Raw genomic sequence first — 26,312 nt, 5'->3', positions numbered from 1 at the left:
CGGCCTTCGCCGGGATGACGAAGGAATCCTGATGGCTGTGACCGGCCAACCCACCATCTATTCCATCCCGATTCATCGGGCCTTCGCCGACGCGCTCGCCGCCGGGGTGATCGCGCGCTTCGACGACGGCGCGCTGGGGCTGGCGCAGGGGCTGATCCTGCTGCCGAGCAATCGTGCACGCAGCGCGGTGCAGGCGGCGTTCGTCCGCGCGGGCGGGCAGGGGCTTCTCATGCCGCGGCTGGCGGTGATCGGCGACGCCGATCTCGATGAATCGGTCGCGCTGGCGCTTGATGCGATCGAAGACGATCCGCTGCCGCCTGCCATCGATCCGCTGCACCGGCGCCTGTTGCTCGCCGAGCTGATCGAGCGGCACACGCCGCCGGGCGAACCGGCAATCACAGGCGCGGCGGCGTTCCAGCTTGCCGATGGGCTGGGCCGCGTGATCGACCAGCTTCATTATGAAGAGGTGTCGGTTTCGGCGCTCGTCGATCTCGATCTCGGCGCCTTTGCCGACCATTGGCGGGCGTCGCTGGCGCGGCTGCGGCTGCTGGTCGATGAATGGCCGGCCGCGCTTGCCAGGACCGGCGCGATCGACCGCGCGGCGCGCCGCAACTTGCTGCTCGATCGCGTCGCCGCGGGGTGGCGCGCGGCGCCGCCAGCGCGCTTCGTCGTCGCGGCGGGCGTTACCACCGCTGCTCCTGCCATCGCGCGGTTGCTCCGCACCGTGGCCGATATGACGCGCGGCATGGTCGTGCTGCCCGGGCTCGATCAGGTGATGGCGGCGGATGAATGGGATGCGCTCGGCCCGACGCGGCCCGATGCGGATGACGACCGGCGCCCGCTCGAAACGCATCCGCAATATCATCTGAAGCTGCTGCTCGATCGCATGGGCGTCGCTCGCGATGAGGTGCTGCCATGGGACGCCGCCTCGCCATATGATGGGCCAGAGGCGCGGACGCCCTTCGCCTCGCTGCTCTTCGCGCCCGCGGACTACAGCACCCAGTGGCAGGCGGCGGGCGATCTGTCGGCGGCGGTTGCCGGCCTGTCGGGCGCTGTTTTTGCCGACGACGGGCAGGAGGCGCAGGGAATCGCCCTGCTGATGCGCGAGGCGATCGAGACGCCGGGGCGCACCGCTGCCCTCGTCACCCCCGACCGCGCGCTCGCCGAGCGCGTCGCCGCCGCGCTGACGCGCTGGGGCATCAGCGTCGATGACAGCGCCGGCCAACCGCTGTCGCGCACCGCGCCGGGCGCGCTGTTGCTGCTGCTTGCCGACTTGGCTGCTGTATTCGATCCGGTCGCGCTGGTGGCGCTGCTCGGCCATCCGCTCGTGCGCGCGGGAGGCGAGCGCACCATGTGGCTCGACGAGGTGCGGCGGCTCGACCTGACGTTGCGCGAGCCCGGACTGCTTCCGGGATGGGACGGGGTGAGCGCGCGCATTGCGGCGCGCGCTGCCGATCCCAAGGCGCGCGGTCATTCCGTCGCCGTGCAGATGGCACCATGGTGGACGCGTGTTTCGACCGAGCTCGGTGCAGCGCTCGCGCCCTTCGCGGCCGGGCCGGTGCCGCCCGCCGACCTGCTCGCGGCGTTGCAGCGCGCAGCCGAATGGCTGGCGGGCGACGCGGTGTGGGCGGGGCCGGCGGGCCGGATGCTCGCCGAATTGTTCGATCAGTGGGCGCTGGCGCGCGGCGCCGGGCCGGCGCTGGTCGATCCCGCCGATTTTCCCGCGATGCTCGGGCAATTGCTCGGGCAGGCGAGCGTGCGTCCGCCCTATGGCGGGCATCCGCGCCTGTTCGTCTGGGGCTTGCTCGAGGCGCGGTTGCAGCGCGCCGACCTGATGATTCTCGGCGGGCTCGACGAAGGGCGCTGGCCCGCCGCGACGCAACCCGACCCGTGGCTCGCGCCCGGCATCCGCCGTCTGCTCGGTCTTGCCGCGCCCGAACGGCAGCAGGGGATGGCGGCGCATGATTTCGCGGGCGCGCTCGGAGCCGGGAGAATCGTCGTCACGCGCGCGCAGCGCAGCGGCGGCGATCCCGCCGTCGCCTCGCGCTTCTGGCTGCGGCTCGCAGCGCTCGCGGGCGAGCTTCCCGAACCCGCGCCGGGGGGCGTGCCACTCACGCGCCTCGCCGCCGAAATCGACCTGCCGCCAGGCGGTGCGCAGCCCGCCGGTCGTCCGGCGCCGCAGCCGCCCGCCGCCGACCGTCCGCGCCGGATCAGCGTCACCGGCGTCGACAAGCTCGCACGCGATCCCTTCGCCTTTTACGCCGACCGCATGCTCGGCCTCTCGGCGCTCGATCCGTTGAGTGCCGCGCCCGATCCGCGCTGGCGCGGTACGCGGGTGCATAAATTGTTCGAAGATTGGGTGCGCGGCGGCGCGACGCGCGAGGCTTTCGAAGCGGAACTGGCCGCGCTCGCCGCCGATCCGGCGCTCGACGGGCTTGCGCGCGCCTTCTGGCTGCCGCGTATCGAACCCGCGCTGCGCTGGGCTGCGGCGCAGGTTTGGGAGGCCGACCGCAAGCCCGTCGCAGTCGAAGCGCGGGGCGAACGGACCGACGACGGCATTACGCTGCATGGCAAGGCCGACCGCATCGACCGCGGCCCCGATGGCCTTGCCATCATCGATTATAAATCGGGCGGCGCGCCGAGCGCGCAGGCCGCCGCCGACGGGCTCGACAATCAGCTCGGGCTGCTCGGCCTGCTTGCGCGCGAAGGGGCGATGGAGGGTATCGATGCCGCCCCCGTCGTGGCGCTCGAATATTGGAGCTTGCGTCCTGATCGCCGCGCCGACGGTGCGGGGCGGATTTCGAACAGCTATGGCCCGCGCAGCACGCTCAAGACCGCAGAGGCGGCGATCGACCATGCTGCCGACACGCTGACCCGGCTGGCGCACGACTATCTGCTCGGCGACGCGCCCTTCGTGCCCGGCGAGGGCGGCGGCTATGGCGATTATGACCAACTCATGCGCCGCGACGAATGGTTCGGACGCGGTGAGGACGGGCTGTGAGCAAGAGCGCTGGCCTCGCCACCCTCGACCCGCGGCAGGGCGCCGCCGCCGATCCCGAAAGCCATGTCTGGCTCGGCGCATCGGCGGGGACCGGCAAGACGCAGGTGCTGTCGGCGCGCGTGCTGCGGCTGATGCTGGACGGCGTTTCGCCGCAGGCGATCCTGTGCATCACCTTCACCAAGGCGGGCGCTGCCGAAATGGCGCACCGCATCCACGAACGGCTCGCGACCTGGGTGCGGATGAGCGACGGCGATCTGCGGCTCGATCTCCACGCGCTGGGGCTCGACTGGGAGCGGCCGGGGCTGATGACGCGCGCGCGGTCGCTGTTTGCGACAGTGATCGACAGCCCCGGCGGCGCGATCCGCGTCCAGACGATCCACAGCTTCTGCCAGACCTTGCTCGCCAGCTTTCCGATCGAGGCAAAGCTGCTCCCCGGCTTTCGCGCTATCGAGGAGGATGAAGCAGCGGCGCTCAAGCGGCAGATACTCGGCGATCTGCTCGAGCATGATCCCGACCGCGAGGCGCTGCGGGCGGTTGCGGCGATGCTGTCGCGGCGGCTGGGGCAGGAATCGGCGCTTGCCTTCCTGTCGAGCTGCGCCGCCGTCTTCGGTGGCCCGCGCGCGGCGCTGCCGCCCGCGGCGCATGATCTGCGCGCCGCGTTCGACCTGCCGGGCGGCGATCCCGATGCATGGCTTGCGGGCGAGATTGCGGGCGGGGCGATTTCCGACGCCGACATTAAGGCGGTCGCGACCAGCGGGGCGGCGTGGGGAACCAAGACCGGGGAGGCTTGTTCGGACAAGATGGTCGGCTGGCTCATCGCCGAGGCCTCGGCGCGCGCCGCGATGCTCGATGAACTGCTCGGCTGTTTCCTGACCGGCAAGGGCGAGCTGCGCGCCGATTTTGCGGGCGACAAGGGCCGGATGACCGATTGTGCCGACAGCGCGGTGCGCATCGTCGATGCCGCCGGGCGGCTGTGCGCGACCGCCACCGCGATGCGCGTCGCCGACGATCTCGCGGCGGGGTGGAAGCTTGGCGCGCGCTTCGCCGAGGCCTATGCGCTCGCCAAGCGCGACGCGGGTCTTGCCGACTTCGACGATCTCATCACGCTCGCCGGGACGCTGCTACGAGTCAGCAGCTTCGGCGAATGGGTGCGCTTCAAGCTCGATCAGCGCACCGACCATATCCTCGTCGATGAGGCGCAGGATACGAACATGCGCCAGTGGGGCATTGTCCTGTCGCTTGCCGAGGAATTTTTCGCGGGCGTCAGCGCAAAGGACGACCGGTTGCGGACGCTGTTTACCGTCGGCGACCGCAAACAGGCGATCTTCGGCTTTCAGGGCACCGAGCCCAAGGCGTTCGCGACCGCGCGCGACATGTTCCACGCGCTGGGCGAGATGGGCGGCCAGCCCTTCCGCCAGGTCGATCTGGTTTCCAACTATCGCTCGACGCCCGCGGTGCTCGACGTCGTCGACCGCTGGCTCGGCGACGGCGGGACGATAGCGATGGGGCTCGACGGCGAAGAGCCGCCCCACCGCCCGTTTCGAAGCGCCCAAGCCGGCCAGGTCGAACTCTGGGCGCCGCTGCCCGTCGGCAAGGCGATCGATGCCGCAGCCGCGGAGGACGGCGGAGACGAGGGGGACGGCAGCGCCCCCGCTTCCGATCCCGCCTCGATGCGGTTGGCCAAGGCGATCGCGGGCGAGGTGCAGGACTGGATCGCGAACGGCAAGGACGGGCGTCCCGTGGCGCCGGGCGATATCATGATCCTCGTCCGCCGACGCCGCGATCTGGCGGCGCGGATCGTCGCGCGGCTTCAGGCGCTGCACGTCCCCGTCGCGGGCGTCGACCGCTTCGCGCTGACCCAGCCGCTCGCGGTGCAGGATCTGATCGCCGCGATGCGCTTCGCGGTGCAGCCGCTCGACGATCTCAACCTTGCCGCACTGCTCGTCTCGCCGCTGCTCGGCTGGACGCAGGATGACCTCTACGCGCGCACCGCAAAGCGCGGTCGCGCCGCCATCTGGGAACATCTGCGCGCGCACGAAGACGCGATGCCGCCCGCGACGATGGCGGCGCTGCGCGCGCTGCTCGGCATGGCCGATTTCACGACCCCTTTCCGCTTTCTCGAAACGATCCTCTCAGGGCCGATCGACGGGCGGCGCAAGCTGTACGCGCGGCTGGGGCGCGAGGCGCGCGACCCGATCGACGAACTGCTGAGCCAAGCGCTGGCGTTCGAGGCGCGCGAAACCGTGTCGCTGCTCGGCTTTCTGACCCGGATCGCGGGCAGCAGCGCCGATATCAAGCGCCAGACCGAAGCGCGCAGCGACGTCGTGCGCGTGATGACGGTCCACGGATCGAAGGGCTTGCAGGCGCCGATCGTCATTCTCGCCGATGCGACCGACGATGCCGCGATCGGTCATCGTCCCTTCACCGTCGATGTCGCCGCTTGGGAAAAGCTGCCCGTCTTCGCGATGCCCGCCGACGAGCGGCAGGGTGCGCTGGCGCAGGCCTATCAGGACGCGGCCGATGCCGCGGCGCAGGAGCATTGGCGGCTGTTCTACGTCGCGATGACCCGCGCCGAAGAGATGCTGATCGTCGCGGGCGTTACCAAAAAGCCCGACCTGTCGGTGCCCGAGACGAGCTGGCACAGCGCGGCCGCGGTGGCGCTGGAGGGGCTTGGTTGCGATTGGGAGGATGCGGGGCCGCTGTGGGGCCGCCGCCGTGTCCACCGCGTCAATGATGGCAAATGGGCGCGCAGGGATGCGGCTGTGCGCGCCGCGCCGCCGCCGCTCGCGCTGCCCGCCTGGACCCACACCCCGGCGCCCGAGGAGGCGCGCCCGCCGCGCCCGCTCGCGCCCTCGGCGCTGGGCGAAGATGATGTCGCGGTGCCGCCGCAGGGTTCGGCGCGCGTCGCGGCGGTAACGCGCGGCCTGCTGCTCCACGCGCTGTTCGAACGCCTGCCGCCGGTCGCGACCGATAGGCGGCGCGCGGCGGCGCTGCGCTGGCTCGCGGCGCAGGCACCGATGCTCGACGATGCGGCGCGTATGGCGATGGCGGACGAGGTGCTCGCCATCCTTGATGATCCGGCGCACGCCGCGCTTTTCGGCCCCGACAGCCTGGCCGAAGTACCGCTCTCGGCGGTGGTCGACGGCATGGTCGTGGCGGGGATCGTCGACCGGCTGCGCGTGACCGACGACGCGGTGACGGTGATCGATTACAAAACCGGGCGGCGGATACCCGGGAGCGCGTCCGATGTCGCGCCCGCCTATCTGCGCCAGATGGCGGCCTATCGCGATGCGCTGGCGGTCATCTTTCCGGGCCGGCGCGTCGAAACGGCGCTGCTCTATACGGCGGGACCGCGCCTGATCGCGCTCGACGATGCGGTGCTGGCACCGCACAAGCCCGGCTTGCTTGCCGCCAAGGCGAATTTGCCGCCGCCGCCCCTTGAGCCGGACGCCCCGACGTCCTAGCTTGGCATCAACGATTTTTCAGAATTTCAGGAGTTCAGACGATGGCAACCAAGGCAATCACCGACGCCAGCTTTCAGGCCGATGTCCTCGACAGCGACACCCCCGTGCTCGTCGATTTCTGGGCCGAATGGTGCGGTCCGTGCAAGATGATCGGCCCGTCGCTCGAAGAAATTTCGAACGAACTCGCCGGCAAGGTGGTGATCGCCAAGCTGAACATCGACGACCATCCCGACGCGCCGAGCAAATATGGCGTGCGCGGCATCCCGACGATGATCCTGTTCAAGAACGGCCAGATCGCCGACACCAAGGTCGGCGCCGCACCGAAGAGCGCGCTCAAGGGCTGGCTCGAAGGCGCGCTTTGATACAAATCGTCGCCCCCGCCTTTGCGGGGGTGACGTTTCTCGGAAAACTCAGCTCCGATAGTCGGCGTTGATGCTGATATAGCCGTGGGTCAGGTCGCAGGTCCAAACGGTCGCGCGCCCGTCGCCGAGGCCGAGGTCGGCGCCGACGCGAATGTCCTGGCCCTTCAGATGCGCCGCAACGGGGCCCTCGTCATAGCCGTCGACGGGTAGCCCGTCCTTCGCGACCCAATGGTCGCCGAAGCGGATTGCCAGCCGGTCGCGGTCGGCGGGTTCGCCTGCCTTGCCCACCGCCATCACGACGCGGCCCCAATTGGCATCCTCGCCCGCGATCGCGGTCTTGACCAGCGGCGAATTGGCGATCGACAGCGCGACGCGCTTGGCGCTGGCATCGCTGACCGCGCCGGTCACCGCAATTTCGATGAATTTCGACGCGCCTTCGCCGTCGCGCACGACAAGCTGCGCAAGATCGAGCGCCACGCTGCGGATCGCTGCATAAAGCGCGTCGGCGCCCGGGTCGTCGCGCGTCGTCAGCACCGGATTGCCCGCCAGGCCGGTCGCGAACAGCAGCACCGTGTCGCTGGTCGACGTGTCGCTGTCGACCGTGATCGCGTTGAAACTGTCCGCGGTCGCCTCGCTCAGCATCGCTTGCAACAGATCGGGCGCCACCGCGGCATCGGTGAAGATATAGCCGAGCATCGTCGCCATGTCGGGCGCGATCATCCCCGATCCCTTTACGATTCCCGCGACCTGCACCGTGGTACCGCCGACGACCGCGCTCGCCGCCGCACCCTTCGGGAAGGTGTCGGTGGTGGTGATCGTCTGCGCCGTTTCTTCCCAGCTTGCGCTCGGGGTGTCGAAGCTGATGACCTTGGCGACGCCGGCGCGCGCCTTGTCCTTGGGCAACGGCACGCCGATCACGCCCGTCGAACAGACGAACACTTCCCTCGGATCGCACGCCAGATGCGCAGCGACCTGATCGACGATCTGCTCGACCGCCTCGCGTCCGCGATAGCCGGTGAAGGCGTTCGAATTGCCCGCATTGACGATCAGCGCGCGGGCGCGGCCGTGGGCGATGCCCTCGCGGCACATTTCGACCTCGGTCGAACAGCAGACATTCTGCGTCGTCACGCCCGCGACGACGGTACCCGGCGTCAGTTCGACATAGGTGAGGTCGCAGCGGTCCCAATTCTTGTAGTGCGCGCGCGCGATACGGCGCGTCACCCCGGCGATTTCGGGCAGGGCGGGGAAGGCAGCGGGCGCGAGCGGCGAGCGATCAGTCATGGCGCGCGCATAGCCGTTGGGGGGGCAAAGAAAAACCCCTCCCGCGAACGGAAGGGGCTTTGCTGCCGGAGTTCAGCGGCGAGCGCTTCCCGGCGGTCGTCCTCCCCGCGGCGTCGCCACAAGGAGGATCGGTCGGCTTACGCCGGGATGCCGCTGATCGCCTTGACTTCCATAAAGTCCTTGAGGCCAAACAGCCCGCCTTCGCGGCCATTGCCCGACGCCTTGTAACCGCCGAAGGGCGCGCCCGGTCCGGGGCCCCAGGCGTTGACGGCGACCATACCGGCGCGCAGCTTCGGCGCCACCTCTGCCGCCTTGGACGGATCGCCCGATACCACGGCCGACAGGCCATATTCGGTGTCGTTGGCGATATCGACCGCTTCGTCGAGGCTGGAATATTCCATGATCGTCGCAACGGGGCCGAACACTTCTTCCTTGGCGATCCGCATGTCGGGCGTGACGCCCGAGAAGACGGTCGGCTTGATGAAATAGCCGCGGTTGACGTTCGCCGGCAGGCCGGTGCCGCCGGTTTCGAGCGTTGCGCCCTCGTCGATCGCCGACTGGATCAGGCCCTGGATCTTTTCGAACTGCGCCTTGTTGACGACGGGGCCGATATGACCGCCTTCCTGCGCCGGATCGCCAACCTGCGTTCCGTCGAACATCGCCTTGATGACGCCGACGGCCTCTTCCTTGCGGTCCTTGTGGACCAGAATACGCGTCGGGGCGATGCAGCTCTGACCGGTGTTGACGAGCACGCCCTGCACCGTCGGGGGCAGGACCTGGGCCAGATCGGCGTCGGGCAGGACGATGTTCGGCGATTTGCCGCCCAGTTCCTGATGGACGCGCTTTACCGTGTCGGCCGCCGCCTTGGCGACGAGGATGCCGGCGCGGGTCGATCCGGTGAAGCTCACCATTTCGATCCCCGGATGCGCGCTGATCGCATTGCCGACGGTCGGGCCGTCACCCTGAACCAGGTTGAACACGCCCGGCGGAACGCCTGCCGCATCGAGGATTTCGGCGAAGATAACGGCATTGCCGGGGCATTCTTCCGACGGCTTCAGCACCATCGTGTTGCCAGCGGCGAGCGCGGGCGCGACCTTGAGCGCGATCTGGTTGAGCGGCCAGTTCCAGGGGGTGATCATCCCGACGACGCCGATCGGTTCATAGACGACCTTGTTTGCGCCATGCTGTTCGCTGAACTCGAAATTCTTGAGCGCCTCGATCGTGCCGAGGAAGCCGCCGATGCCGGCGCCGACTTGCGCGGTGCCTGCGAAGCTGACCGGTGCGCCCATTTCGGCCGCCATCGACTTGGCAAGATCGGCGCCGCGCTTCTTATATTCCTCGACGATACGGCCGAGCAGCGCCAGGCGCTCCTCCCGCGTCGTCTGCGAATATGTCTTATAGGCCTGCTTGGCGGCAGCAACGGCATCGTCGACGTCGGCCGCGGTGCCGAGCACGACGGTCGATGCCGCTTCCTCGGTCGCCGGGTTGATGACGTCGTGCAGCTTGCCGCCCTTGCTGTCGACCCATTTGCCGCCGATGTAATTCTGTTTCAGGTGCGTTTCGGTATCGCTCATCATCTTTCTCCCATCGGCGGAAACTTCCGTCTCGGATTGCTACCTAATCACTGTGCCGCACGAATCAAGCGCGGTGGGCTGCGATTTCTTCCGGCTCAGCGCTTTTCAGCGGCGATGCGTGACATGAGTATGGCAGCGCGCGTCGCCTGGCGTTCGATGCTGGACAATTCGACCCTTTCGCCGGGCGCATGGTCGCCGGTCGAATAGGTGCCGAGCCCGGCAAGGCCATCGACATCGGCGGCGACGAAGCTGATGTCGCCGGCGCCGCGCTTCAGCGGGTCGAGCGCCGCCATTTCGGGAAGTCCCATGTCGCGGTTGACGCCGTTGAGCCGGTCGAGCAGCGCCTTGTTGCCCGCCGTCGGCGCCATCGGCGGATAGGCACCGGGGTCGAAGGCAAGCTTCGCATCGGTGCTGGGCAGATGGCGCGCAACGATCGCCGCCATCTTGTCCTTCACCCGTGCCGACTGTTCGGGCGACAGCGTGCGCAGGTCGCCCCGCGCCACCGCAATCGGAGCGACGATGTTGGTCTTGCCGTTTGCGGTCGCGCGGATACCGCCGGTGTCGAGCGTCGCTTCCTGTCCGCCGGCGATCAGCCCGACGTTGAAGGTCAGATCGGGTTCGGGCAGTTGGGTGCGGAAATCGCGGATGATGCGCGCCAGTTCGTTGATCGCGCCGTCGCCGACCTCGGCGCTGAAGATGCCCGAGCTGTGGGCGCTCATGCCCGTTGCGGTGACGGTCCAGCTTTCCGAACTGCGGCGGGCGATCGATCCCATGTCGGCGCCATTGTCGCGGACAAGTCCTTCGAAATCGAGCGCGATGTCGCTGCGCTTGCCCGCCGCGATCAGGTCGGCGCGCGATTTTTCGATCGGATCGCCGGCGTCTTCTTCGTCGCCGGTCATATGGATCTCGATATTGGCGTCTTTCAGCGTCCCCGCCGCCTTCATCGCGCGTAGCGCCGCGACGATCACGACCATGCCGCCCTTGTCGTCGCCCGCGCCGGGGCCTTCACCCCAGCCATCCTTGCGCGTGAAGGTCTGGAAAGGCGAATCGGGTTCGAACACCGTGTCGAGATGCGCGATCAGCAGCATCTTCTTGCCGTCGGCACGTCCCTTGTGCACCGCGATGAGATGGCCAGCGCGCTTCGTTTCCGGGGTGGGCTTCCAGGTGACCGTAAAGCCCAACGGTTCAAGCTCGGCGCGCATCATCTCGGCCACCTTTTCGACCCCGGCGAGGTTCAGCGTGCCGCTGTTCTGATTCACCAGCCTTTCGAGCAGCGCGATCGACCGTTCCTGCTCGGCCTTGACCGTCCCGGCCATCCGGCTTTCGGTCGGGCTCAGCTTGGCATGCGCGGCCGGGGCGAGCGCGAGCGCGGCAAGGGCGGCGAACACGGCGAAACGGGCTGATTTCATCTGCACAATCTCCTTTGTCGGGCCCTTGTGCCGCCTGAAGGCCGCCGCCGCAAGCCATCGCGCCCGACAATATTCGCCCGCTTGCCGATCCCCATCTCGAGCACGACCTGTAAAGAGTGTTTGACAGTGCGCGCTTCGTGTCTGTAAAGAGTGTTTGACAGGCTGAAAGGACGGTCATTGCAAAATCGCGTTCGGGATTGCCGCGAGCAGGCGGGGTGGAGCCAGGGCGAACTGGCCCGCCGGCTCGGCGTCTCGCGGCAGACGATCAATGCCGTCGAAACCGACAAATATGACCCCAGCCTGCCGCTTGCGCTGCGCATGGCCCGGCTGTTCGGGCTGGAGGTGCGCGAGCTGTTTATCGATCATTGGATGCCGGAGGACGAGTGATGGACAAGTTGGTGGCCGGACATAGCGTTGCGGCGTGGAAGAAGAGCGGGATCGGGGCGCTGGTCGGCGCGATCGTCGGTGCGGGGACGGTCGCCGGGCTGATGCATGTCGCCGGGACCGATTTCATCGATGCGATGGGCGGATCGCGCGTTGCGCTGGCCGGGGTCGCCATCCTCTATCTTCTGATGGCGGCCTTTGTCGGCTTCGGGCTGGCGGCGCCGCGCACCGGCGCCAGGCTGCTCAACGTCGCCGATGCCGACGAACTGCGCGAGGAGCGCGCGGGCATGGGGCGATCGGTCATCGTCATGGGCGCAATCGGTGCCGCGCTGCTTGCGCTCGCGCTCGCACGCACGCCCTCCTTTCCGACCGGACCCGTTCCGGCGCAGGCGGCTGCGGCGGTGCTGGCCCTCGTGATTGCGGGCGGTGTCGCGGCGAGCTGGGCGTGGCGGCGGCAATATGACGAGCTTAACCGCCAATTGGGCATCGAAGGCGGCTATTGGGCCTTCGGCTTGAGCTGGATCGGGCTGACCTTCTGGGGCGCCGCCGATTTTCTGGGGCTCGGACCGGTGCTCACCGCGATCGACGTGGTGACGACGCTGGCCGCGATGATGCTTGTCGGGGCCTTTGTGGCGATCGGTCGCCGCGGGCTGATGATGCGCTGAGCGCAGGTAGCAGATAAGGGAAGGGCGTCCGAGCTCCCCCAAGCCGGACGCCCTTCGAGCGTGACTGATCGCTGCAGATCAGGCGCTGTAATACATGTCGAATTCGACCGGGCTCGGGGTCTGTTCGAAGTTGTAAACTTCGGCCCATTTGAGTTCGATATAGGCTTCGATCTGGTCCTTCGAGAAGACATCGCCCTTCAAGAGGAAGTCGTGATCGGCCGTAAGGCTGTCGAGCGCTTCGCGCAGGCTGCCACAGACGGTCGGCACTTCGGCGAGTTCTTCGGGCGGCAGATCATAGAGATTCTTGTCCATCGCGTCGCCGGGGTGGATCTTGTTCTGGATGCCGTCGAGCCCCGCCATCAGCAGCGCCGAATAGCAGAGATAAGGGTTCGCCATCGCGTCGGGGAAACGGAATTCGACGCGCTTCGCCTTGGCGCCCGCGCCATAGGGGATGCGGCACGAAGCCGAACGGTTGCGGCTCGAATAGGCGAGCAGCACCGGCGCCTCGAAGCCCGGGACGAGGCGCTTGTAGCTGTTCGTCGTCGGGTTGGTGAAGGCATTGAGCGCCTTCGCATGCTTGATGACGCCGCCGATGAAATAGAGGCACATGTCCGAAAGGCCGGCATAGCCGTTGCCCGCAAAGAGCGGTTTGCCCTTTTCCCAGATCGAGATGTGGGTGTGCATGCCCGATCCGTTGTCGTCCTTGATCGGCTTGGGCATGAAGGTCGCGGTTTTGCCATAGGCATGGGCGACCTGATGCACGACATATTTGTAGATCTGCATGCGGTCGGCGGTCTGCGTCAGCGTGCCGAAGGTCAGGCCCAGCTCGTGCTGCGCGGCGGCGACTTCATGGTGATGCTTGTCGCAGGGCAGACCCATTTCGAGCATCGTCGAGACCATTTCGGCGCGGATGTCGACGGCGCTGTCGACCGGCGCGACGGGGAAATAGCCGCCCTTGGCGCGCGGACGATGGCCAAGGTTGCCGCCTTCATAGGCGCGGCCGGTGTTGGTCGGCAGTTCGATATCGTCGATTTCGAAACCCGACTTGTTGTAGCCGGTTTCGAAGCGGACGTCGTCGAACATGAAGAATTCGGCTTCGGGGCCGACATAGACGGTGTCGCCGATGCCGGTCGAGGCGACATAGGCTTCGGCGCGCTTCGCGGTCGTGCGGGGGTCGCGGGCATAGCCTTCGCCGGTCGAAGGCTCGACGATGTCGCAGAACATCACCAGCATCGGGGTCGCCGAGAAGGGATCGTCATAGACCGCTTCGAGATCGGGCTTCAGGATCATGTCGCTTTCGTTGATCGCCTTCCAGCCTTCGATCGACGAACCGTCGAACATCAGGCCGTCTTCAAGGGCGTCTTCGTCGATCACGCCGGCGCACATGGTCAGATGCTGCCATTTGCCCTTGGGATCGGTGAAACGCAGATCGACCCACTCGATGTCATTATCCTTGATCCGGGCGATGATATCCTTCGGCTTGGTGGCCATGGTCACTTCTTCCTTTTTGCGAATAGTACCGGCTGGACCGGCGTCTGTTGAACGGGATGGAGCGATGGAGCTTAGAGCGCGTCCTCATTGCGTTCGCCGGTGCGGATGCGCAGCGCGGTTTCCACAGGGATCACGAAAATCTTGCCGTCGCCGATGCGGCCCGTCTGCGCCGCCGCGGCGATCGCCTCGACCACGCGTTCGGCCATGTTGTCGTCGACGATAACCTCCAGCTTCACCTTCGGCAGGAAGTCGACGACATATTCGGCACCGCGATACAGTTCGGTGTGCCCCTTCTGGCGACCGAAGCCCTTCGCCTCGGTGACGGTGATGCCGCTGACGCCCACTTCGTGCAGCGCCTCCTTCACCTCGTCGAGCTTGAACGGTTTGATGATCGCCTCAATCTTCTTCACGCTTCATGTCCCCCTTTGGGCCTTCCACCTTTGCCTGTGGTCGAAGCCGGGTCAGGTGCGCCTGAACCGGTTTCCCCCGTGAGTCGGTGCGGTGTGCGGCCATCTTGCACCAATCAAGACCCGTGCCAATTGGCGAATCGCAAGCTTTCGGTAAGAAATTTGGCACGAAATTACGCCGCTGCCCGTCCTTTGGGCAACGGCGTGATTTCGGTGATTAAATTTTGTGCAATCAGCGCCCGACGGGCGCCGTCGCGTCGGGCAGGTTCGCCTTGGTCCAGTTCGACCGGTCGATGACATAGGCGCGAATCGCCTCGACATCGACGGGGGTCAGCACCTTGGCAAAGCTCACCATGCCGCGGTCCTTGAGCGCGCCGTCGAGGATCACGCCCTTCCATGCATCGGCGCTGGTCAGCGCGCCCGAAACGCGCAGGTCGGGGGTGAAGCCGTTGCCGATCGCGCTGTCGCCGTGACAGACTTGGCAATAGCGCCCGAAATGCGCCTTGCCCGATGCGATCTGCTGCGGCGTGCCGAACTGCGCGGGCGGATTCCAGGCCAGCGTCGTCGTTGCGGGCGGGGCGGGGAGCTGCACCGTGCCGCCGAGTTTGAGCACCACGAGGCGGGGAATATTGGGCACCTTGCGCGTCACGCCGCCCGCGACCCCGGCGACGAGCGGAAAGGCGCCGCCCTTGCTGGTCTGGAAAGCGACATATTGCACTCCGCCGACGCGGAAGGTCGATGGCGCGCTGACGATCCCCGACTGCATATCGAGGTCGAGGAGCTGCTTGCCGGTGTCGGCGGCATAGGCGCGGAAGCGCCCGGTGCTCGTTCCCTGGAAGACCAGATTGCCTGCCGTGGTCATCGTGCCGCCATTCCATGCCGCGGGATAATCGACGCCCCAGGCGACCTTGCCGGTGCGCGGATCGAAGGCGACGAGGCGTCCGGTGGTCGCGGCGACGGCGGCGCGGAAAGCAGCCTTGTCGTCGGGCAGCATCGCCGCGGTCAGCGAGGCGCCGATGTTGAAGCCGAGCACCTTGCGCCGGTCCAGCTCGTCCATATCCTGGATATAGCCCTGCGGAATCTGCTGCGCCGGAATATAGACGAGGCCGGTGGCCGGGTTGTAGCTCATCGGGTGCCAGTTGTGCGCGCCGAGCGCGCCCGGGATCGCGATGAAGGGCTTGCCGGTCTTGTAGAAGCGTGCATCGGGATTTTCGATCGGCCGACCGGTGGCCATGTCATAGCCGGTCGCCCAGTTGATCCCGTCGACGAAGGGTTTGGCGTCGATCAGCTTGCCGGTCGTGCGGTCGATCGTGAAGAAAAAGCCGTTCTTCGGTGCATGATACAGCACTTTGGTCGGCGTGCCGTTCACCGCCTGCTCGGCAAGGATGATCGGCTGCGTCGCGGTATAGTCCCAGCTCTCGCCCGGCGTTTCCTGATAATGCCATTTATATTTGCCGGTTGACGCATCGAGCGCCACCACGGACGAGAGGAACCAGTTGTCGCCTTGGCCGTTCGAACGCGTACCATGGTTCCACGGATTGCCGTTGCCGACGCCGAGATAGATCTGGTCGAGATCCTTGTCATAGACGATTGCGTCCCACACCGTGCCGCCGCCGCCCGACGTCTTCCATTCCCCTTGGTCTGACCAGGTTGCATTGCCTTTCGACGCGAAGATGTCGTCGCTTGCGGCGCCGTCCTTCTTCTTTTCGGGGTTCGGCGCGGTGTAGAAGCGCCAGCGTTCCTTGCCGGTATCGGCATCATAGGCGGTCACATAACCGCGCACCCCGAATTCGGCGCCGCCGCTGCCGATCAGCACCATGTCCTTCACGACGCGCGGCGCGCCGGTGATCGTGTAGGGCTTTTGGGGATCGAAGGTCTGCGTTGACCACAGTTCCTTGCCGGTCTTGCGGTCGAGCGCGATCAGCCGCCCGTCGAGTGCGCCGACGAAGAGCTTGTCACCCCATACCGCGACGCCGCGGTTGACGACGTCGCAGCAGGCGTTGACAGCGCGGTCGCCCGGCACCTTGGGATCGAAGGACCAGAGCTTCTTGCCGGTCGCGGCGTCCCACGCGTCGACCTTCGACCAGGCGTGGCTGACATAAAGGGTGCCATCGACGACGACCGGGGTCGCTTCCTGTCCGCGCGCGTCCTCAAGGTCGGCGAACCAGGCAATGCCAAGCTCGCCCACATTCTTGTCGTTGATGTCGGTGAGCGGGCTGAAGCGCTGCTCGTCATAGCCATAGCCGATGCCGGCCCAGTTGTCACCGTTGCCGCCGGTCTTGAGCAGTGCTTCGCTCGCCTTCTCGGCATCGTCGAGCGATCCGCCCGTGCCGCCCGACTTCGACGCGTTGCAACCCGCCAGAACCAAGGCCGCACCACAAAGCAGCGCGGTCGCCATGACCCGTTTCGCCATATTCGCTCTCCCTCGACGTCCTATGCTTGACGTTCACGTCAAGACTGCGCCGGGCGAAGCGGATTCGCAAGCGGGAATTTAGGGTGTTCTACCTAAAGTCTGTGGCAGGTTTCAGGCCCAGGGCGGGGCGTTGAGTCCCTTGGGGCTTGCGGTAAAGATTTCGCAGCCGTCCTCGGTGATGCCGATGCTGTGTTCGAACTGCGCCGAAAGCGACCGGTCGCGCGTCACCGCGGTCCAGCCGTCGGCAAGCATCTTCACGGCATATTTGCCGGTGTTGATCATCGGTTCGATGGTGAAGAACATGCCGGGCCTCAGCTCGGGGCCGGTACCGGGGCGCCCGGCGTGGACCACTTCGGGCGCATCGTGGAACATCTGGCCGAGCCCGTGACCGCAAAAATCGCGCACCACCGAATAGCGATGGCGTTCGGCGTGGCTCTGGATCGCGTGCGCGACGTCGCCCATCGTATTGCCCGGTTTCGCCTGTTCGATGCCCAGCATCAGACATTCATAGGTCACGTCGACCAGCCGCCGCGCCTTGATCGGAACCTCGCCGACCAGATACATGCGGCTGGTGTCGCCATGCCAGCCATCGATGATGCTGGTAACGTCGACATTGACGATATCGCCTTCGCGCAGCGGCTTGTCGTCGGGAATCCCGTGGCACACGACATGGTTGATGCTGGTGCAACAGCTATGCGTGAAGCCGCGATAGCCCAGCGTCGCGGGAATGCCGCCGCCCGCAAGCATCATCTCGCGCACCAGATCGTCGATCGCCCCGGTGGTCACACCGGGCTGGATGAAAGGAACGAGCGCGTCGAGGATCTCGGCCGACAGCCGGCCGGCCTTGCGCATTCCGGCAAAGCCGGATTCGTCGTGCAGCTTGATCGTGCCGTCGCGGACGCGGGCGGGGGTGGCCGCTTCGTCGGCGGTTACGGAGATGTAGTTGTACATGCAGGTGATATAGGCGCCGCAGCCCCAAAAAGCGAGGGGGTCAAACAAAACCCCTCCCGCAAGCGGGAGGGGTTGAAGCGGTTTCTATTCTGCCGCCTTCTCGGCTTTGGCCTTGCCCTTGCCCTTGCTCGCTTTGGGCGCCGCCGGGGTGATTTCGAAGCTCAGCGGATTGCCGACCTTGGCATCCTCGCCGGTTTTCGGCTTCACCTTGACCTCGCCGCCGTGGACGAGCTTGCCGAAGAGCAGTTCTTCGGCGAGCGGCTGCTTGATCTTTTCCTGGATCAGGCGGCCCATCGGGCGTGCGCCATAGAGCTTGTCATAGCCCTTGGCGGTCAACCATTCGCGCGCCTTGTCGTCGAGCTGGATATGGACGTTGCGGTCGGCAAGCTGCAGTTCGAGTTGCAGGATGAACTTGTCGACGACGCGCGCCACGACTTCCGGCGGCAGATAGCCGAAGGGGACGATCGCATCGAGGCGGTTGCGGAATTCGGGGGTGAACATGCGCTTCACCGCCTCTTCCTGCGCATCCTCGCGCGTCTGGGTGCCGAAACCGATCGACTCGCGCGTCATGTCGCTCGCGCCCGCATTGGTCGTCATGATCAGGATGACGTTGCGGAAGTCGACCGTCTTGCCGTGGTGGTCGGTCAGCCGGCCATTGTCCATCACCTGGAGCAGGATGTTGAACAGGTCGGGATGCGCCTTCTCGATCTCGTCGAGCAGCAGCACGCAGTGCGGGTTCTGGTCGATCGCGTCGGTCAACAGGCCGCCCTGGTCATAGCCGACATAGCCCGGCGGCGCGCCGATCAGGCGGCTCACCGAATGGCGTTCCATATATTCGGACATGTCGAACCGCTGGAGCGGAATGCCGAGCAGATGCGCGAGCTGTTTCGCGACCTCGGTCTTGCCGACACCGGTGGGGCCGCTGAACAGATAATTGCCGATCGGCTTTTCGGGATCGCGCAGCCCGGCGCGGCTGAGCTTGATCGCCGACGACAGCACCTCGATCGCGGTATTCTGGCCGAAGACGACGCGCTTCAGGTCGGTCTCGAGCGTTTCGAGAACCTTCTTGTCATCGCTCGACACCGATTTGGGCGGGATGCGCGCCATCGTCGCGATCACCGCCTCGATCTCCTTGGCGGTAATCGTCTTGCGGCGCTTCGACGGCGGCACCAGCATCTGCATCGCGCCGACTTCGTCGATCACGTCGATCGCCTTGTCGGGCAGCTTGCGGTCGTTGATGTAACGCGACGACAGCTCGACCGCCGCGTTGATCGCGTCGGCGGTGTATTTCACATTATGATGGCTCTCGAACGCGTCGCGCAGGCCGGCGAGGATCTTCTTCGTGTCCTCGATGCTCGGTTCGATCACGTCGATCTTCTGGAACCGGCGCAGCAGCGCGCGGTCCTTCTCGAAATGATTGCGGAACTCCTTGTAGGTGGTCGACCCGATGCAGCGGATCACGCCGCCCGACAGCGCGGGCTTCAGAAGGTTCGAGGCGTCCATCGCGCCGCCGCTCGTCGCGCCGGCACCGATCACCGTGTGAATCTCGTCGATGAACAGGATTGCGTGCGGCATGCCTTCGAGTTCGGAGACGACCTGTTTCAGCCGCTCCTCGAAATCGCCGCGATAGCGCGTGCCAGCGAGCAGCGCGCCCATATCGAGCGAATAGATCACCGCTTCCTTCAGCACCTCGGGCACGTCGCCCTCGATGATCTTGCGCGCGAGGCCCTCGGCGATCGCGGTCTTGCCGACGCCGGGGTCGCCCACATAGAGCGGGTTGTTCTTGCTGCGGCGGCAGAGAATCTGGATCGTGCGGTCGACCTCGGCGCTGCGGCCGATCAGCGGGTCGACCTTGCCGCCCTTCGCCTTTTCGTTGAGGTTGACGGTGAACTGGTCGAGCGCGGTTTCCTTCTTGTTCTTGCCTTCGCTCTTGTCCTTCGCTTCTTCCTTTTCCTCGGGCTCGGCGGTGGGCGAGGGCTTGCCGCCCTTGCCGACGCCGTGGCTGAGGTAGGAAACGGCATCGAGCCGCGTCAGATCCTGCTGCTGCAGGAAATAGACCGCATAGCTTTCGCGTTCGGAGAAGAGCGCGACAAGGACATTGGCGCCCGTCACCTCGTCCTTGCCCGATGACTGGACGTGCAGGATCGCGCGCTGGACGACGCGCTGGAAACCGCTGGTGGGGGAGGGGTCGCTGTGCCCCTCGACCTTCAGGCTGTCGAGTTCGGTGTCGAGATAATGGACCACCGCCGACTGCAACTCGCCCAGCGCGACGCCGCACGCGCGCATCACCTCGGCGGCATGTTCGTCGTCGATCAGCGCGTAGAGCAGATGCTCGAGCGTCGCATATTCGTGGTGGCGCTCCGACGCGGCCTTCAGCGCGTTGTGCAGGGTCTTTTCGAGGGACTCCGAAAAGGACGGCATGGTCTTCATCTCCTTGCGGGGACGTGCCGGGGAGAGGCCGCCCCTAGGAACACAACGTGGCGATGCTCCCGTCTCTCCGCAAGGGAAAAGCGGAAGGTCGTGTGAAATTACGATGACAGGCTTGTCTTATGGTTAACGCGGCGTTGGGATTTGGCGGGCGCGACGCCGCTCAATCACAGGGCCTGCGCTAGGTCGCATCGTCGGAATCGGGTTTGTCATCGTCGTCCTGCGCCGTTCCCATCTGGAAACGGACCCGCTCGACGCAGCCCGTCCATCCTTGCGGCGAAGCCGCGGCCCGGGCGGACAGGAGCATTCGCTGCGCCTGGGTGCCGAAGTCGGCAGCAGGCTGCGCCGCGGCAACCTTGACGTTGCCGATTTCACCCCAAGGGGCGATGTCATAGGTCAGCACCGCCCAACCTTCGACCGCGCGCCGGCGATAAGCGGCGGGGTAGATCAGGGCCGGCTTGCGGTCCCACGCGCGATCGTCGCCGCAGGTCGCGCCCTGCGGCCTGAATGCGTCGGCATCGGGAATCGGCGGCGGTGATACCGTCTCTGGCGCCCGCCGATAGGGGTAGAGGCATTGCGTGCGAACGCCTCCGGTGAAGCGCGATCGTGCCACGGCGTCGCGCGCCGCCGCATCCAGCTCCCGATTGCCGGACGCCGCAAATGTCTTCAGGTTGACGGGGCGCCCTTTCGCATCGGTGTCGTAAAGGACAAAGGACCAGTCTTTTCGTCCCGGCGTCGCCGGGATTTTCGAAAAGTCCGGAAAGGCGCGAAGGAGTGGGCGGGGGCGCGGCGGTTCGGCGCAAGTGCCGATGTCGCGAATGCGCGCCCATCCCTCTTTGGGCAACGGTCCCGAAATCGGCGTCATCGTATAAGCGAGCAGATCTGGGGGTGCAGCGGCGCCGACCGCCTGCGCGCTGATGCGATAGCGTATCGTGCATCGGGTGCGGGCTTGCCCGACCGGGAAACGGCTTGCCGCCAGCGATGCCGGTAGATCCTGACCAAGAGCGCCAGGCGACCCGTCGCTCTCGATCGAAATCGGCCGTCCGTCGGCGTCGATGTCGAAACGATAAATTATCTGGGCGGCGCTGCGTATCGGCCGGTTCGACATCGCGCGCAGGACGGTCTTTACGCCCGCAGTGTCGAGGGCGCCGTCGTTGCAGCGCGCATCGGTGATATTCCAGGAGATCAGCGCTGGCCAACCGTCCGCAGACTCAAGCAGCGGAAGGGGCGACTTGTCGACAGGAGCCGGAATGACAATGGGCGGAGGGGGTGGCGGCGTGCTGGCCAGGGCGGCAATCGAAAGCGCGGCAATAAGGGGCATCGGCTCGTTCCGTTCCTGATTTCAGGGGAATATTTCGGCTACAGGCTAGGCGGAGCCCATGCGGCGGGCAAGCGTCGATCCCGCCAAATCGGCCGCCTTTTGCCTGCAGATACATGGCGCTGCTGCGACGGCCGCGCCGTCATCCCTTGCGGAACAGCGCTTCCGCATTTGCCTTGAAGCTGCCCGCTGCGGCCTTGTGCGCCTTTGTGCGTGCTATCTCGGCTTCCAGCACCGCAATGCGGTCGTCGAGTTCGGCGACCGACAAGGGGTCGAGCGACTGTTTGGCGAGCGCCGCCAGCACATCGTCGCGGCGGCGGGGAAGGTCGTCGTCGTCCATGGTCATCCTCCCTGTCGAATTGCGGCCTTGCGGGGCGCGAACTGTTGACCCCTGCGCCGCGGCTGTCAATAAGGCGGGGCGAGTGGGAAATCGAACAAAGTGGGGGATTTAGCGTGACCAGCCTGCCCGAGAGCATGACCGCCGTCGCGATCCGCGAGCCCGGCGGTCCCGAGGTACTCGTTGCCGAGCAGCGACCCGTGCCGCGGCCGGGGCCGGGCGAGTTGCTGATCCGCGTCGCCGCGGCGGGGGTGAACCGTCCCGACGTGCTCCAGCGCATGGGCTTCTATCCGCCGCCGCCAGGCGCATCGGACCTTCCCGGCCTCGAAATCGCCGGCACTGTCGTCGCCACCGGACCGGGCGGCGATCCCGAAATGCTGGGGCAGGCGGTTTGCGCGCTGGTCGCGGGCGGGGGCTATGCCGAATATTGCGTCGCGCCGGTGGGCAGCGTGCTGCCCGTTCCCGCGGGTTTCACCATGGCCGAAGCGGCGGCGCTGCCCGAAACGGTGTTCACGGTATGGCATAATCTGTTCGAGCGCGGCTGGATCAAGGAAGGGGAGACGGCGCTCGTCCACGGGGGGACCAGCGGTATCGGCACGACGGCGATCGGCCTGTGCAAGCTGTTCGATATCCGTATCATCGTCACTTGCGGCAGCGCCGACAAATGCGACGCGGCGCGGGCGCTCGGCGCCGACCTCGCGATCGATTATTCGGCCGAGGATTATGTCGAGGCGGTGAAGGGCTTTACCGGCGGGGCGGGGGTCGATGTCGTGCTGGATATGGTCGGCGGCGACTATGTGCCGCGCAATCTTGCGTGTCTTGCCGACGACGGGCGGCACGTCACCATCGCCTTCCAGCGGGGCGCGAAAGCCGAAATCGACATGTCGCAGCTCATGCGCCGCCGCCTGACGATGACCGGATCGACGCTGCGGGCGCGCAGCGCCGACTTCAAGGCCGCGTTGGCCGACGAGATTCACAAGACGCTGTGGCCGCGGCTTTCCAGCGGGGCCTGGAAGCCCGCGATGGATCAGGCCTTTCCGCTTGCCGATGCCGCCGCCGCGCATGCGCGGATGCAGGCGGGCGCGCACGTCGGAAAGATCGTCCTCACGATCGGTTGATCCTTTGCGGAGCGCTGGTCCCCGGCGGCTGGCCAAGAAAAAGGGCGGTCGTCCCGGTGGACGCCGCCCTTGATCTTGTGTCGATGGAAAGTTCGGCTCAGGCCGCGTCTTCCAGTTCCTCGTCGGTCAGTACCGGACCCGAATCCTGGCCCTTGGCATCGACGTCGCGGTCGACGAACTCGATGATCGCGATCGGCGCGGCGTCCGACGCGCGGATGCCGGCCTTGATGATGCGGGTGTAGCCGCCGTTGCGGTCCTTGTAGCGTTCGGCGAGGACGTCGAACAGCTTCTGAAGCTGCGCTTCGTCCATCAGACGGCTCATCGCCAGACGGCGATTGGCGAGGCCGCCACGCTTCGCGAGCGTGATCAGCTTTTCGACATAGGGACGCAGTTCCTTCGCCTTGGCGACGGTCGTCGTGATCTGTTCGTGCTTGATGAGCGAAGCCGACATGTTACGGAACATCGCGATGCGATGCGCGCCGGTGCGCTGAAGCTTCCGGCCACCCGATTTATGACGCATAATCCATTCCTTCGTTTGTCAGAGGGGCCGTTTTACGGAACCCCAAGCCAGGCCCGCTTGCGGGGGAGCCCTTTTCCCTGCCCCGTCGCCCCCGCGAAGGCGGGGGCCGCTGGAGGCGTAGCATGAGGGGGGCATGCGGCCCCCGCCTTCGCGGGGGCGACGTGCCTTAACCCAGCAGCTCCTGTTCGAGCTTCTTGGCCATTTCCTCGATGTTTTCCGGCGGCCAGCCGGGGATGTCCATGCCGAGGCGCAGACCCATCGACGAGAGCACTTCCTTGATCTCGTTGAGCGACTTGCGGCCGAAGTTCGGCGTACGGAGCATCTCGGCCTCGGTCTTCTGGACCAGGTCGCCGATGTAGATGATGTTGTCGTTCTTGAGGCAGTTGGCCGAACGAACCGACAGTTCGAGCTCGTCGACCTTCTTGAGAAGGAAGCGGTTGAGCTGGTTGACGTCCGATTCCTCGGTCGAAGCCGACGGAGCCGCCATGCCGATGAGGCCGCTGTCGTTCATTGCTTCTTCGAAGTGGACGAAGACCTGAAGCTGGTCCTGGAGGATGCGCGCGGCATAGGCGACGGCATCTTCCGGGGTCACGGTGCCGTCGGTATCGACGGTCAGCGACAGCTTGTCATAGTCCAGTTCCTGACCGATGCGGGCATTGTCGACCTTGTAGGCGACCTGACGCACCGGCGAGTAGAGCGAATCGACCGGGATCAGGCCGATCGGCGCGTCGGCCGGACGGTTGGCCGTCGCGGGAACATAGCCCTTGCCGGTGTCGGCAACGAGTTCCATGTTCAGCGTCGCCCCGTCGTCGAGGTGGCAGATCACATGATCGGGGTTCATCACCTTGATGTCACCCGACACCATGATGTCGCCGGCCTTCACGGTCGCGGGACCGGTCGCCGAAAGCTGCAGCCGCTTCGGGCCTTCGCCTTCCATCTTGAGCGCGATCTGCTTCACGTTGAGGACGATGTCGGTCACGTCCTCGCGCACGCCGGCCAGGCTCGAGAATTCGTGCAGGACGTTCTCGATCTTGATCGACGTGATGGCCGCACCCTGGAGCGACGACAGGAGCACGCGGCGCAGCGCGTTGCCAAGCGTCAGGCCGAAACCGCGTTCGAGCGGTTCGGCGACGAAGGTGGCCTTGCGCTTGCTGTCGCTGCCAGCCTTGATTTCCAGGTTGCTGGGCTTCTTCAATTCCTGCCAGTTCCGGATATTGACAGTCATGGACTTCCCTTTGCTTTGGGCGGGACGGGCGGGGCGGGTCGAGCCTGTCCTGCGTTAGATATGGTGACGGCAGAGCGGCCCGAAGACCGCCAGTCCGGAAACGTCAGACGCGGCGGCGCTTGGCCGGACGTACGCCGTTGTGCGGGATCGGCGTCACGTCGCGGATCGACGTGATGTGGAAACCGACCGCCTGCAACGCGCGCAGGGCCGATTCACGACCGGCGCCGGGGCCTTTCACTTCGACTTCCAGCGTGCGCACGCCATGTTCGGCGGCCTTCTTGCCGGCGTCTTCGGCGCAAACCTGCGCGGCATAGGGCGTCGATTTGCGGCTGCCCTTGAAGCCCATCATGCCGGCGCTCGACCAGGCAATCGCATTGCCCTGCGCGTCGGTGATGGTGATCATCGTGTTGTTGAAGGTCGCGTTGACGTGGGCGACGCCCGACGAGATATTCTTGCGTTCGCGCCGACGAAGGCGCTGCGGTTCACGAGCCATTTTGAATTCCTAAACCCTAAATCCTGAAAACGACCGGTGGTGCCAGTGCGATGGCGACCTCCGGCGGAGAAATAAGGAAATCCGTCCCCCGGACGAATCTCTGCTCTTACTTCTTCTTACCGGCGATCGGCTTGGCCTTGCCCTTGCGGGTGCGCGCATTGGTGTGCGTGCGCTGGCCGCGGACCGGAAGGCCCTTGCGATGACGCAGGCCGCGATAGCAGGCGAGGTCCATGAGGCGCTTGATGTTCATCGCCGTGTTGCGGCGAAGATCACCCTCGACCGTGAGGTCGGCGTCGATCGTTTCGCGGATCTGCAGGACTTCGGCGTCCGACAGGTCCTGGATGCGGCGGGTGTGGTCGATGCCGAGCTTGTCGGCGATGTCGACGGCGGTCTTGCGGCCGATGCCGTGGATGTAGGTGAGCGCGATGATTACGCGCTTGTTGGTGGGCAGGTTTACGCCCGCGATACGTGCCATCTGTTCTTTCTCCTGCTCCACAGGGTTCGCTGGCAAACGATCCCTATCTCAAAGCGTCTGTTTTCCAACGCAAAAAACGGACCACGAAGACGCGCTGAGCGTTTCGCCGTCCGGTCAGGGTGTTGGAATGCAGCGGCAATTAGGGTGAGTCGGGCGAATTGTCAAGCGAAGCGGCGGCTTTTGCAGCCTGCCGGGGCGCGCCTCAATCGTCGGCGGTCAGCGCCACCGCGCGGTCGTGCAGCCGGTTGACGACCGCGCCATGAATGTCCGGCGCGCAGGCAATGACGCCGAAGGCCTGCGCGCGCGGCGTGTTGAAGACGAGCGGCTCGCCAAAGGCGTCGGTGACAGTCGCACCGGCCTCGGTCGCGATCAGCGCCGCGGCGGCGACGTCCCATTCGAAACCCCAGCGCAGCGTCGCGACCAGATCGGCGCGGTCGTCGGCGACCAGCGCCATGCGCAGCGCGATGCTGTTGGGTTTTGTCACCATGATGAGGTCGCGGTCGATCTTGGGCAGGCTGTCGGCGGGAACGCGCGATCCGTTGAAGATCATCCGGCGGCTGGCGCGCAGCGTTTCGCCGTTGAGCGTCGCGCCCTGACCCTTGCGGGCGACCCACAGTTCGTCGAGCGCGGGCGCGTAGAGCACCCCGATTTCGGGCGCGCCATCGACGACCAGCGCGACCGACACCGCCCAGCCCGGACGGCCGCGGATGAAGTCGCGGGTGCCGTCGATGGGATCGACGCACCACATGAAACGGCGCGACAGCCGGTCGCTGTTGTCCGCGGTTTCCTCCGAAAGCCATCCGGCCTCCGGTACCATTGCGCCCAGCACCGCCTTCAACCGGGCGTCGACCGCCAGATCGACGTCGCTGACCGGATTATTTTCCGACTTGTGCCAGACATTGACCGCCTTGCCCTCGCCGCGCCAGCGCGCCATCGCCATGTCGCCGACCTCGCGCGTCGCGGCGATCACGGCTTCCAGGTTGCGCGCGGGCATCGG

Annotated in this window: 21 protein-coding genes; 6 read left to right on the top strand and 15 right to left on the bottom strand. The window is 66.2% G+C overall.

What is annotated here, in order from left to right; all coding sequences use genetic code 11:
* Positions 1-31: 31 nt before the first annotated feature.
* Genes addB through trxA form a run of 3 tightly spaced genes read left to right on the top strand, consistent with a single transcriptional unit; the run spans position 32 to position 6,827 of the window.
* On the top strand, positions 32-3,001 hold the full coding sequence (gene addB / locus EBMC1_RS03210) for a double-strand break repair protein AddB (protein ID WP_003040464.1): 2,970 nt from the start codon (positions 32-34) through the stop codon (positions 2,999-3,001).
* The gene (gene addA, locus EBMC1_RS03205) at positions 2,998-6,465 is read left to right on the top strand and encodes a double-strand break repair helicase AddA (RefSeq protein WP_003040461.1); all 3,468 of its coding nucleotides are present in this window, start codon (positions 2,998-3,000) and stop codon (positions 6,463-6,465) included. The genes addB and addA overlap by 4 nt, the downstream gene beginning before the upstream one ends.
* A 41-nt stretch (positions 6,466-6,506) precedes the next feature.
* Positions 6,507-6,827, top strand: coding sequence for a thioredoxin TrxA (trxA, locus tag EBMC1_RS03200; RefSeq protein WP_003040459.1), 321 nt, complete (start codon positions 6,507-6,509; stop codon positions 6,825-6,827).
* A 48-nt stretch (positions 6,828-6,875) separates the two neighbouring features.
* Here trxA and argJ read toward each other — a convergent pair whose 3' ends face one another.
* From argJ to EBMC1_RS03185, 3 genes are all read right to left on the bottom strand, one after another.
* Positions 6,876-8,108 carry a bifunctional glutamate N-acetyltransferase/amino-acid acetyltransferase ArgJ gene (gene argJ / locus EBMC1_RS03195; RefSeq protein ID WP_003040456.1) on the bottom strand — a complete coding sequence of 411 codons (1,233 nt, stop codon included), beginning with the start codon at positions 8,106-8,108 and terminating at the stop codon, positions 6,876-6,878.
* Positions 8,109-8,245: 137 nt separating this feature from the next.
* Entirely contained in the window at positions 8,246-9,685 is a 1,440-nt protein-coding gene (locus tag EBMC1_RS03190; protein WP_003040453.1) for an aldehyde dehydrogenase family protein, read from the bottom strand.
* Between the two features lie 92 nt (positions 9,686-9,777).
* Positions 9,778-11,091 carry a M20/M25/M40 family metallo-hydrolase gene (locus tag EBMC1_RS03185; protein WP_003040450.1) on the bottom strand — a complete coding sequence of 438 codons (1,314 nt, stop codon included), beginning with the start codon at positions 11,089-11,091 and terminating at the stop codon, positions 9,778-9,780.
* A gap of 177 nt (positions 11,092-11,268) precedes the next feature.
* On the opposite strand from EBMC1_RS03185, the gene EBMC1_RS03180 reads away from it, so the two are divergent.
* Both EBMC1_RS03180 and EBMC1_RS03175 read left to right on the top strand, forming a co-directional pair.
* Positions 11,269-11,478, top strand: coding sequence for a helix-turn-helix transcriptional regulator (locus EBMC1_RS03180; protein WP_003040449.1), 210 nt, complete (start codon positions 11,269-11,271; stop codon positions 11,476-11,478).
* Positions 11,478-12,140, top strand: coding sequence for a hypothetical protein (locus tag EBMC1_RS03175; protein WP_003040446.1), 663 nt, complete (start codon positions 11,478-11,480; stop codon positions 12,138-12,140). Before EBMC1_RS03180 ends, EBMC1_RS03175 begins: the two co-directional genes overlap by 1 nt.
* A 78-nt stretch (positions 12,141-12,218) precedes the next feature.
* On the opposite strand, the gene glnA is transcribed toward EBMC1_RS03175, so the two are convergent.
* The 7 genes from glnA to EBMC1_RS03140 all read right to left on the bottom strand — a co-directional run bounded on the left by glnA (position 12,219) and on the right by EBMC1_RS03140 (position 21,487).
* Complete coding sequence (gene glnA / locus EBMC1_RS03170) at positions 12,219-13,631, bottom strand: type I glutamate--ammonia ligase (protein WP_003040443.1); 1,413 nt, start codon at positions 13,629-13,631, stop codon at positions 12,219-12,221.
* A gap of 71 nt (positions 13,632-13,702) precedes the next feature.
* Positions 13,703-14,041 carry a P-II family nitrogen regulator gene (locus EBMC1_RS03165; protein ID WP_003040441.1) on the bottom strand — a complete coding sequence of 113 codons (339 nt, stop codon included), beginning with the start codon at positions 14,039-14,041 and terminating at the stop codon, positions 13,703-13,705.
* A 229-nt stretch (positions 14,042-14,270) separates the two neighbouring features.
* Positions 14,271-16,451 (bottom strand): PQQ-dependent dehydrogenase, methanol/ethanol family, encoded by a 2,181-nt coding sequence (locus EBMC1_RS03160; protein ID WP_003040439.1) that lies wholly within the window; start codon positions 16,449-16,451, stop codon positions 14,271-14,273.
* Positions 16,452-16,562: 111 nt separating this feature from the next.
* Positions 16,563-17,402 (bottom strand): type I methionyl aminopeptidase, encoded by an 840-nt coding sequence (gene map / locus EBMC1_RS03155; RefSeq protein ID WP_003040435.1) that lies wholly within the window; start codon positions 17,400-17,402, stop codon positions 16,563-16,565.
* An 84-nt stretch (positions 17,403-17,486) separates the two neighbouring features.
* Positions 17,487-19,823 carry an ATP-dependent Clp protease ATP-binding subunit ClpA gene (clpA, locus tag EBMC1_RS03150; RefSeq protein WP_003040431.1) on the bottom strand — a complete coding sequence of 779 codons (2,337 nt, stop codon included), beginning with the start codon at positions 19,821-19,823 and terminating at the stop codon, positions 17,487-17,489.
* A gap of 187 nt (positions 19,824-20,010) precedes the next feature.
* Positions 20,011-21,150, bottom strand: a complete 1,140-nt coding sequence (locus EBMC1_RS03145) for an energy transducer TonB (protein WP_003040429.1) — start codon at positions 21,148-21,150, stop codon at positions 20,011-20,013.
* A 139-nt stretch (positions 21,151-21,289) separates the two neighbouring features.
* Positions 21,290-21,487 carry a DUF1192 domain-containing protein gene (locus EBMC1_RS03140; protein ID WP_003040426.1) on the bottom strand — a complete coding sequence of 66 codons (198 nt, stop codon included), beginning with the start codon at positions 21,485-21,487 and terminating at the stop codon, positions 21,290-21,292.
* Between the two features lie 113 nt (positions 21,488-21,600).
* Between EBMC1_RS03140 and EBMC1_RS03135 the strand changes: the two genes are divergently transcribed.
* Positions 21,601-22,602 carry an NAD(P)H-quinone oxidoreductase gene (locus EBMC1_RS03135; RefSeq protein ID WP_003040423.1) on the top strand — a complete coding sequence of 334 codons (1,002 nt, stop codon included), beginning with the start codon at positions 21,601-21,603 and terminating at the stop codon, positions 22,600-22,602.
* 97 nt (positions 22,603-22,699) lie between these two features.
* Here the strand turns inward: EBMC1_RS03135 and rplQ are convergent, their stop codons facing one another.
* The 5 genes from rplQ to EBMC1_RS03110 all read right to left on the bottom strand — a co-directional run bounded on the left by rplQ (position 22,700) and on the right by EBMC1_RS03110 (position 26,309).
* Positions 22,700-23,122 (bottom strand): 50S ribosomal protein L17, encoded by a 423-nt coding sequence (gene rplQ, locus EBMC1_RS03130; protein WP_003040421.1) that lies wholly within the window; start codon positions 23,120-23,122, stop codon positions 22,700-22,702.
* A gap of 166 nt (positions 23,123-23,288) precedes the next feature.
* Entirely contained in the window at positions 23,289-24,347 is a 1,059-nt protein-coding gene (locus tag EBMC1_RS03125) for a DNA-directed RNA polymerase subunit alpha (protein WP_003040418.1), read from the bottom strand.
* A gap of 103 nt (positions 24,348-24,450) precedes the next feature.
* Positions 24,451-24,840, bottom strand: a complete 390-nt coding sequence (gene rpsK / locus EBMC1_RS03120) for a 30S ribosomal protein S11 (RefSeq protein WP_003040416.1) — start codon at positions 24,838-24,840, stop codon at positions 24,451-24,453.
* 106 nt (positions 24,841-24,946) lie between these two features.
* On the bottom strand, positions 24,947-25,315 hold the full coding sequence (rpsM, locus tag EBMC1_RS03115; RefSeq protein WP_003040400.1) for a 30S ribosomal protein S13: 369 nt from the start codon (positions 25,313-25,315) through the stop codon (positions 24,947-24,949).
* 202 nt (positions 25,316-25,517) lie between these two features.
* Entirely contained in the window at positions 25,518-26,309 is a 792-nt protein-coding gene (locus EBMC1_RS03110) for a 3'(2'),5'-bisphosphate nucleotidase CysQ (protein ID WP_003040397.1), read from the bottom strand.
* Positions 26,310-26,312 lie beyond the last annotated feature (3 nt).

It is taken from the genome of Sphingopyxis sp. MC1, assembly GCF_000371385.1.
Lineage (GTDB): Bacteria > Pseudomonadota > Alphaproteobacteria > Sphingomonadales > Sphingomonadaceae > Sphingopyxis > Sphingopyxis terrae.
This window is presented reverse-complemented; position numbering and strand designations above follow the sequence as displayed.

Bases quoted from the DNA above. Each gene is read 5' to 3' on its own strand.
- addB (WP_003040464.1), top strand. From the start codon at position 32: ATGGCTGTGACCGGCCAACCCACCATCTATTCCATCCCGATTCATCGG.
- trxA (WP_003040459.1), top strand. From the start codon at position 6,507: ATGGCAACCAAGGCAATCACCGACGCCAGCTTTCAGGCCGATGTCCTC.
- argJ (WP_003040456.1), bottom strand. From the start codon at position 8,108: ATGACTGATCGCTCGCCGCTCGCGCCCGCTGCCTTCCCCGCCCTGCCC.
- EBMC1_RS03190 (WP_003040453.1), bottom strand. From the start codon at position 9,685: ATGATGAGCGATACCGAAACGCACCTGAAACAGAATTACATCGGCGGC.
- EBMC1_RS03185 (WP_003040450.1), bottom strand. From the start codon at position 11,091: ATGAAATCAGCCCGTTTCGCCGTGTTCGCCGCCCTTGCCGCGCTCGCG.
- EBMC1_RS03175 (WP_003040446.1), top strand. From the start codon at position 11,478: ATGGACAAGTTGGTGGCCGGACATAGCGTTGCGGCGTGGAAGAAGAGC.
- glnA (WP_003040443.1), bottom strand. From the start codon at position 13,631: ATGGCCACCAAGCCGAAGGATATCATCGCCCGGATCAAGGATAATGAC.
- EBMC1_RS03160 (WP_003040439.1), bottom strand. From the start codon at position 16,451: ATGGCGAAACGGGTCATGGCGACCGCGCTGCTTTGTGGTGCGGCCTTG.
- map (WP_003040435.1), bottom strand. From the start codon at position 17,402: ATGTACAACTACATCTCCGTAACCGCCGACGAAGCGGCCACCCCCGCC.
- clpA (WP_003040431.1), bottom strand. From the start codon at position 19,823: ATGCCGTCCTTTTCGGAGTCCCTCGAAAAGACCCTGCACAACGCGCTG.
- EBMC1_RS03145 (WP_003040429.1), bottom strand. From the start codon at position 21,150: ATGCCCCTTATTGCCGCGCTTTCGATTGCCGCCCTGGCCAGCACGCCG.
- EBMC1_RS03140 (WP_003040426.1), bottom strand. From the start codon at position 21,487: ATGGACGACGACGACCTTCCCCGCCGCCGCGACGATGTGCTGGCGGCG.
- rplQ (WP_003040421.1), bottom strand. From the start codon at position 23,122: ATGCGTCATAAATCGGGTGGCCGGAAGCTTCAGCGCACCGGCGCGCAT.
- EBMC1_RS03125 (WP_003040418.1), bottom strand. From the start codon at position 24,347: ATGACTGTCAATATCCGGAACTGGCAGGAATTGAAGAAGCCCAGCAAC.
- rpsK (WP_003040416.1), bottom strand. From the start codon at position 24,840: ATGGCTCGTGAACCGCAGCGCCTTCGTCGGCGCGAACGCAAGAATATC.
- rpsM (WP_003040400.1), bottom strand. From the start codon at position 25,315: ATGGCACGTATCGCGGGCGTAAACCTGCCCACCAACAAGCGCGTAATC.
- EBMC1_RS03110 (WP_003040397.1), bottom strand. From the start codon at position 26,309: ATGCCCGCGCGCAACCTGGAAGCCGTGATCGCCGCGACGCGCGAGGTC.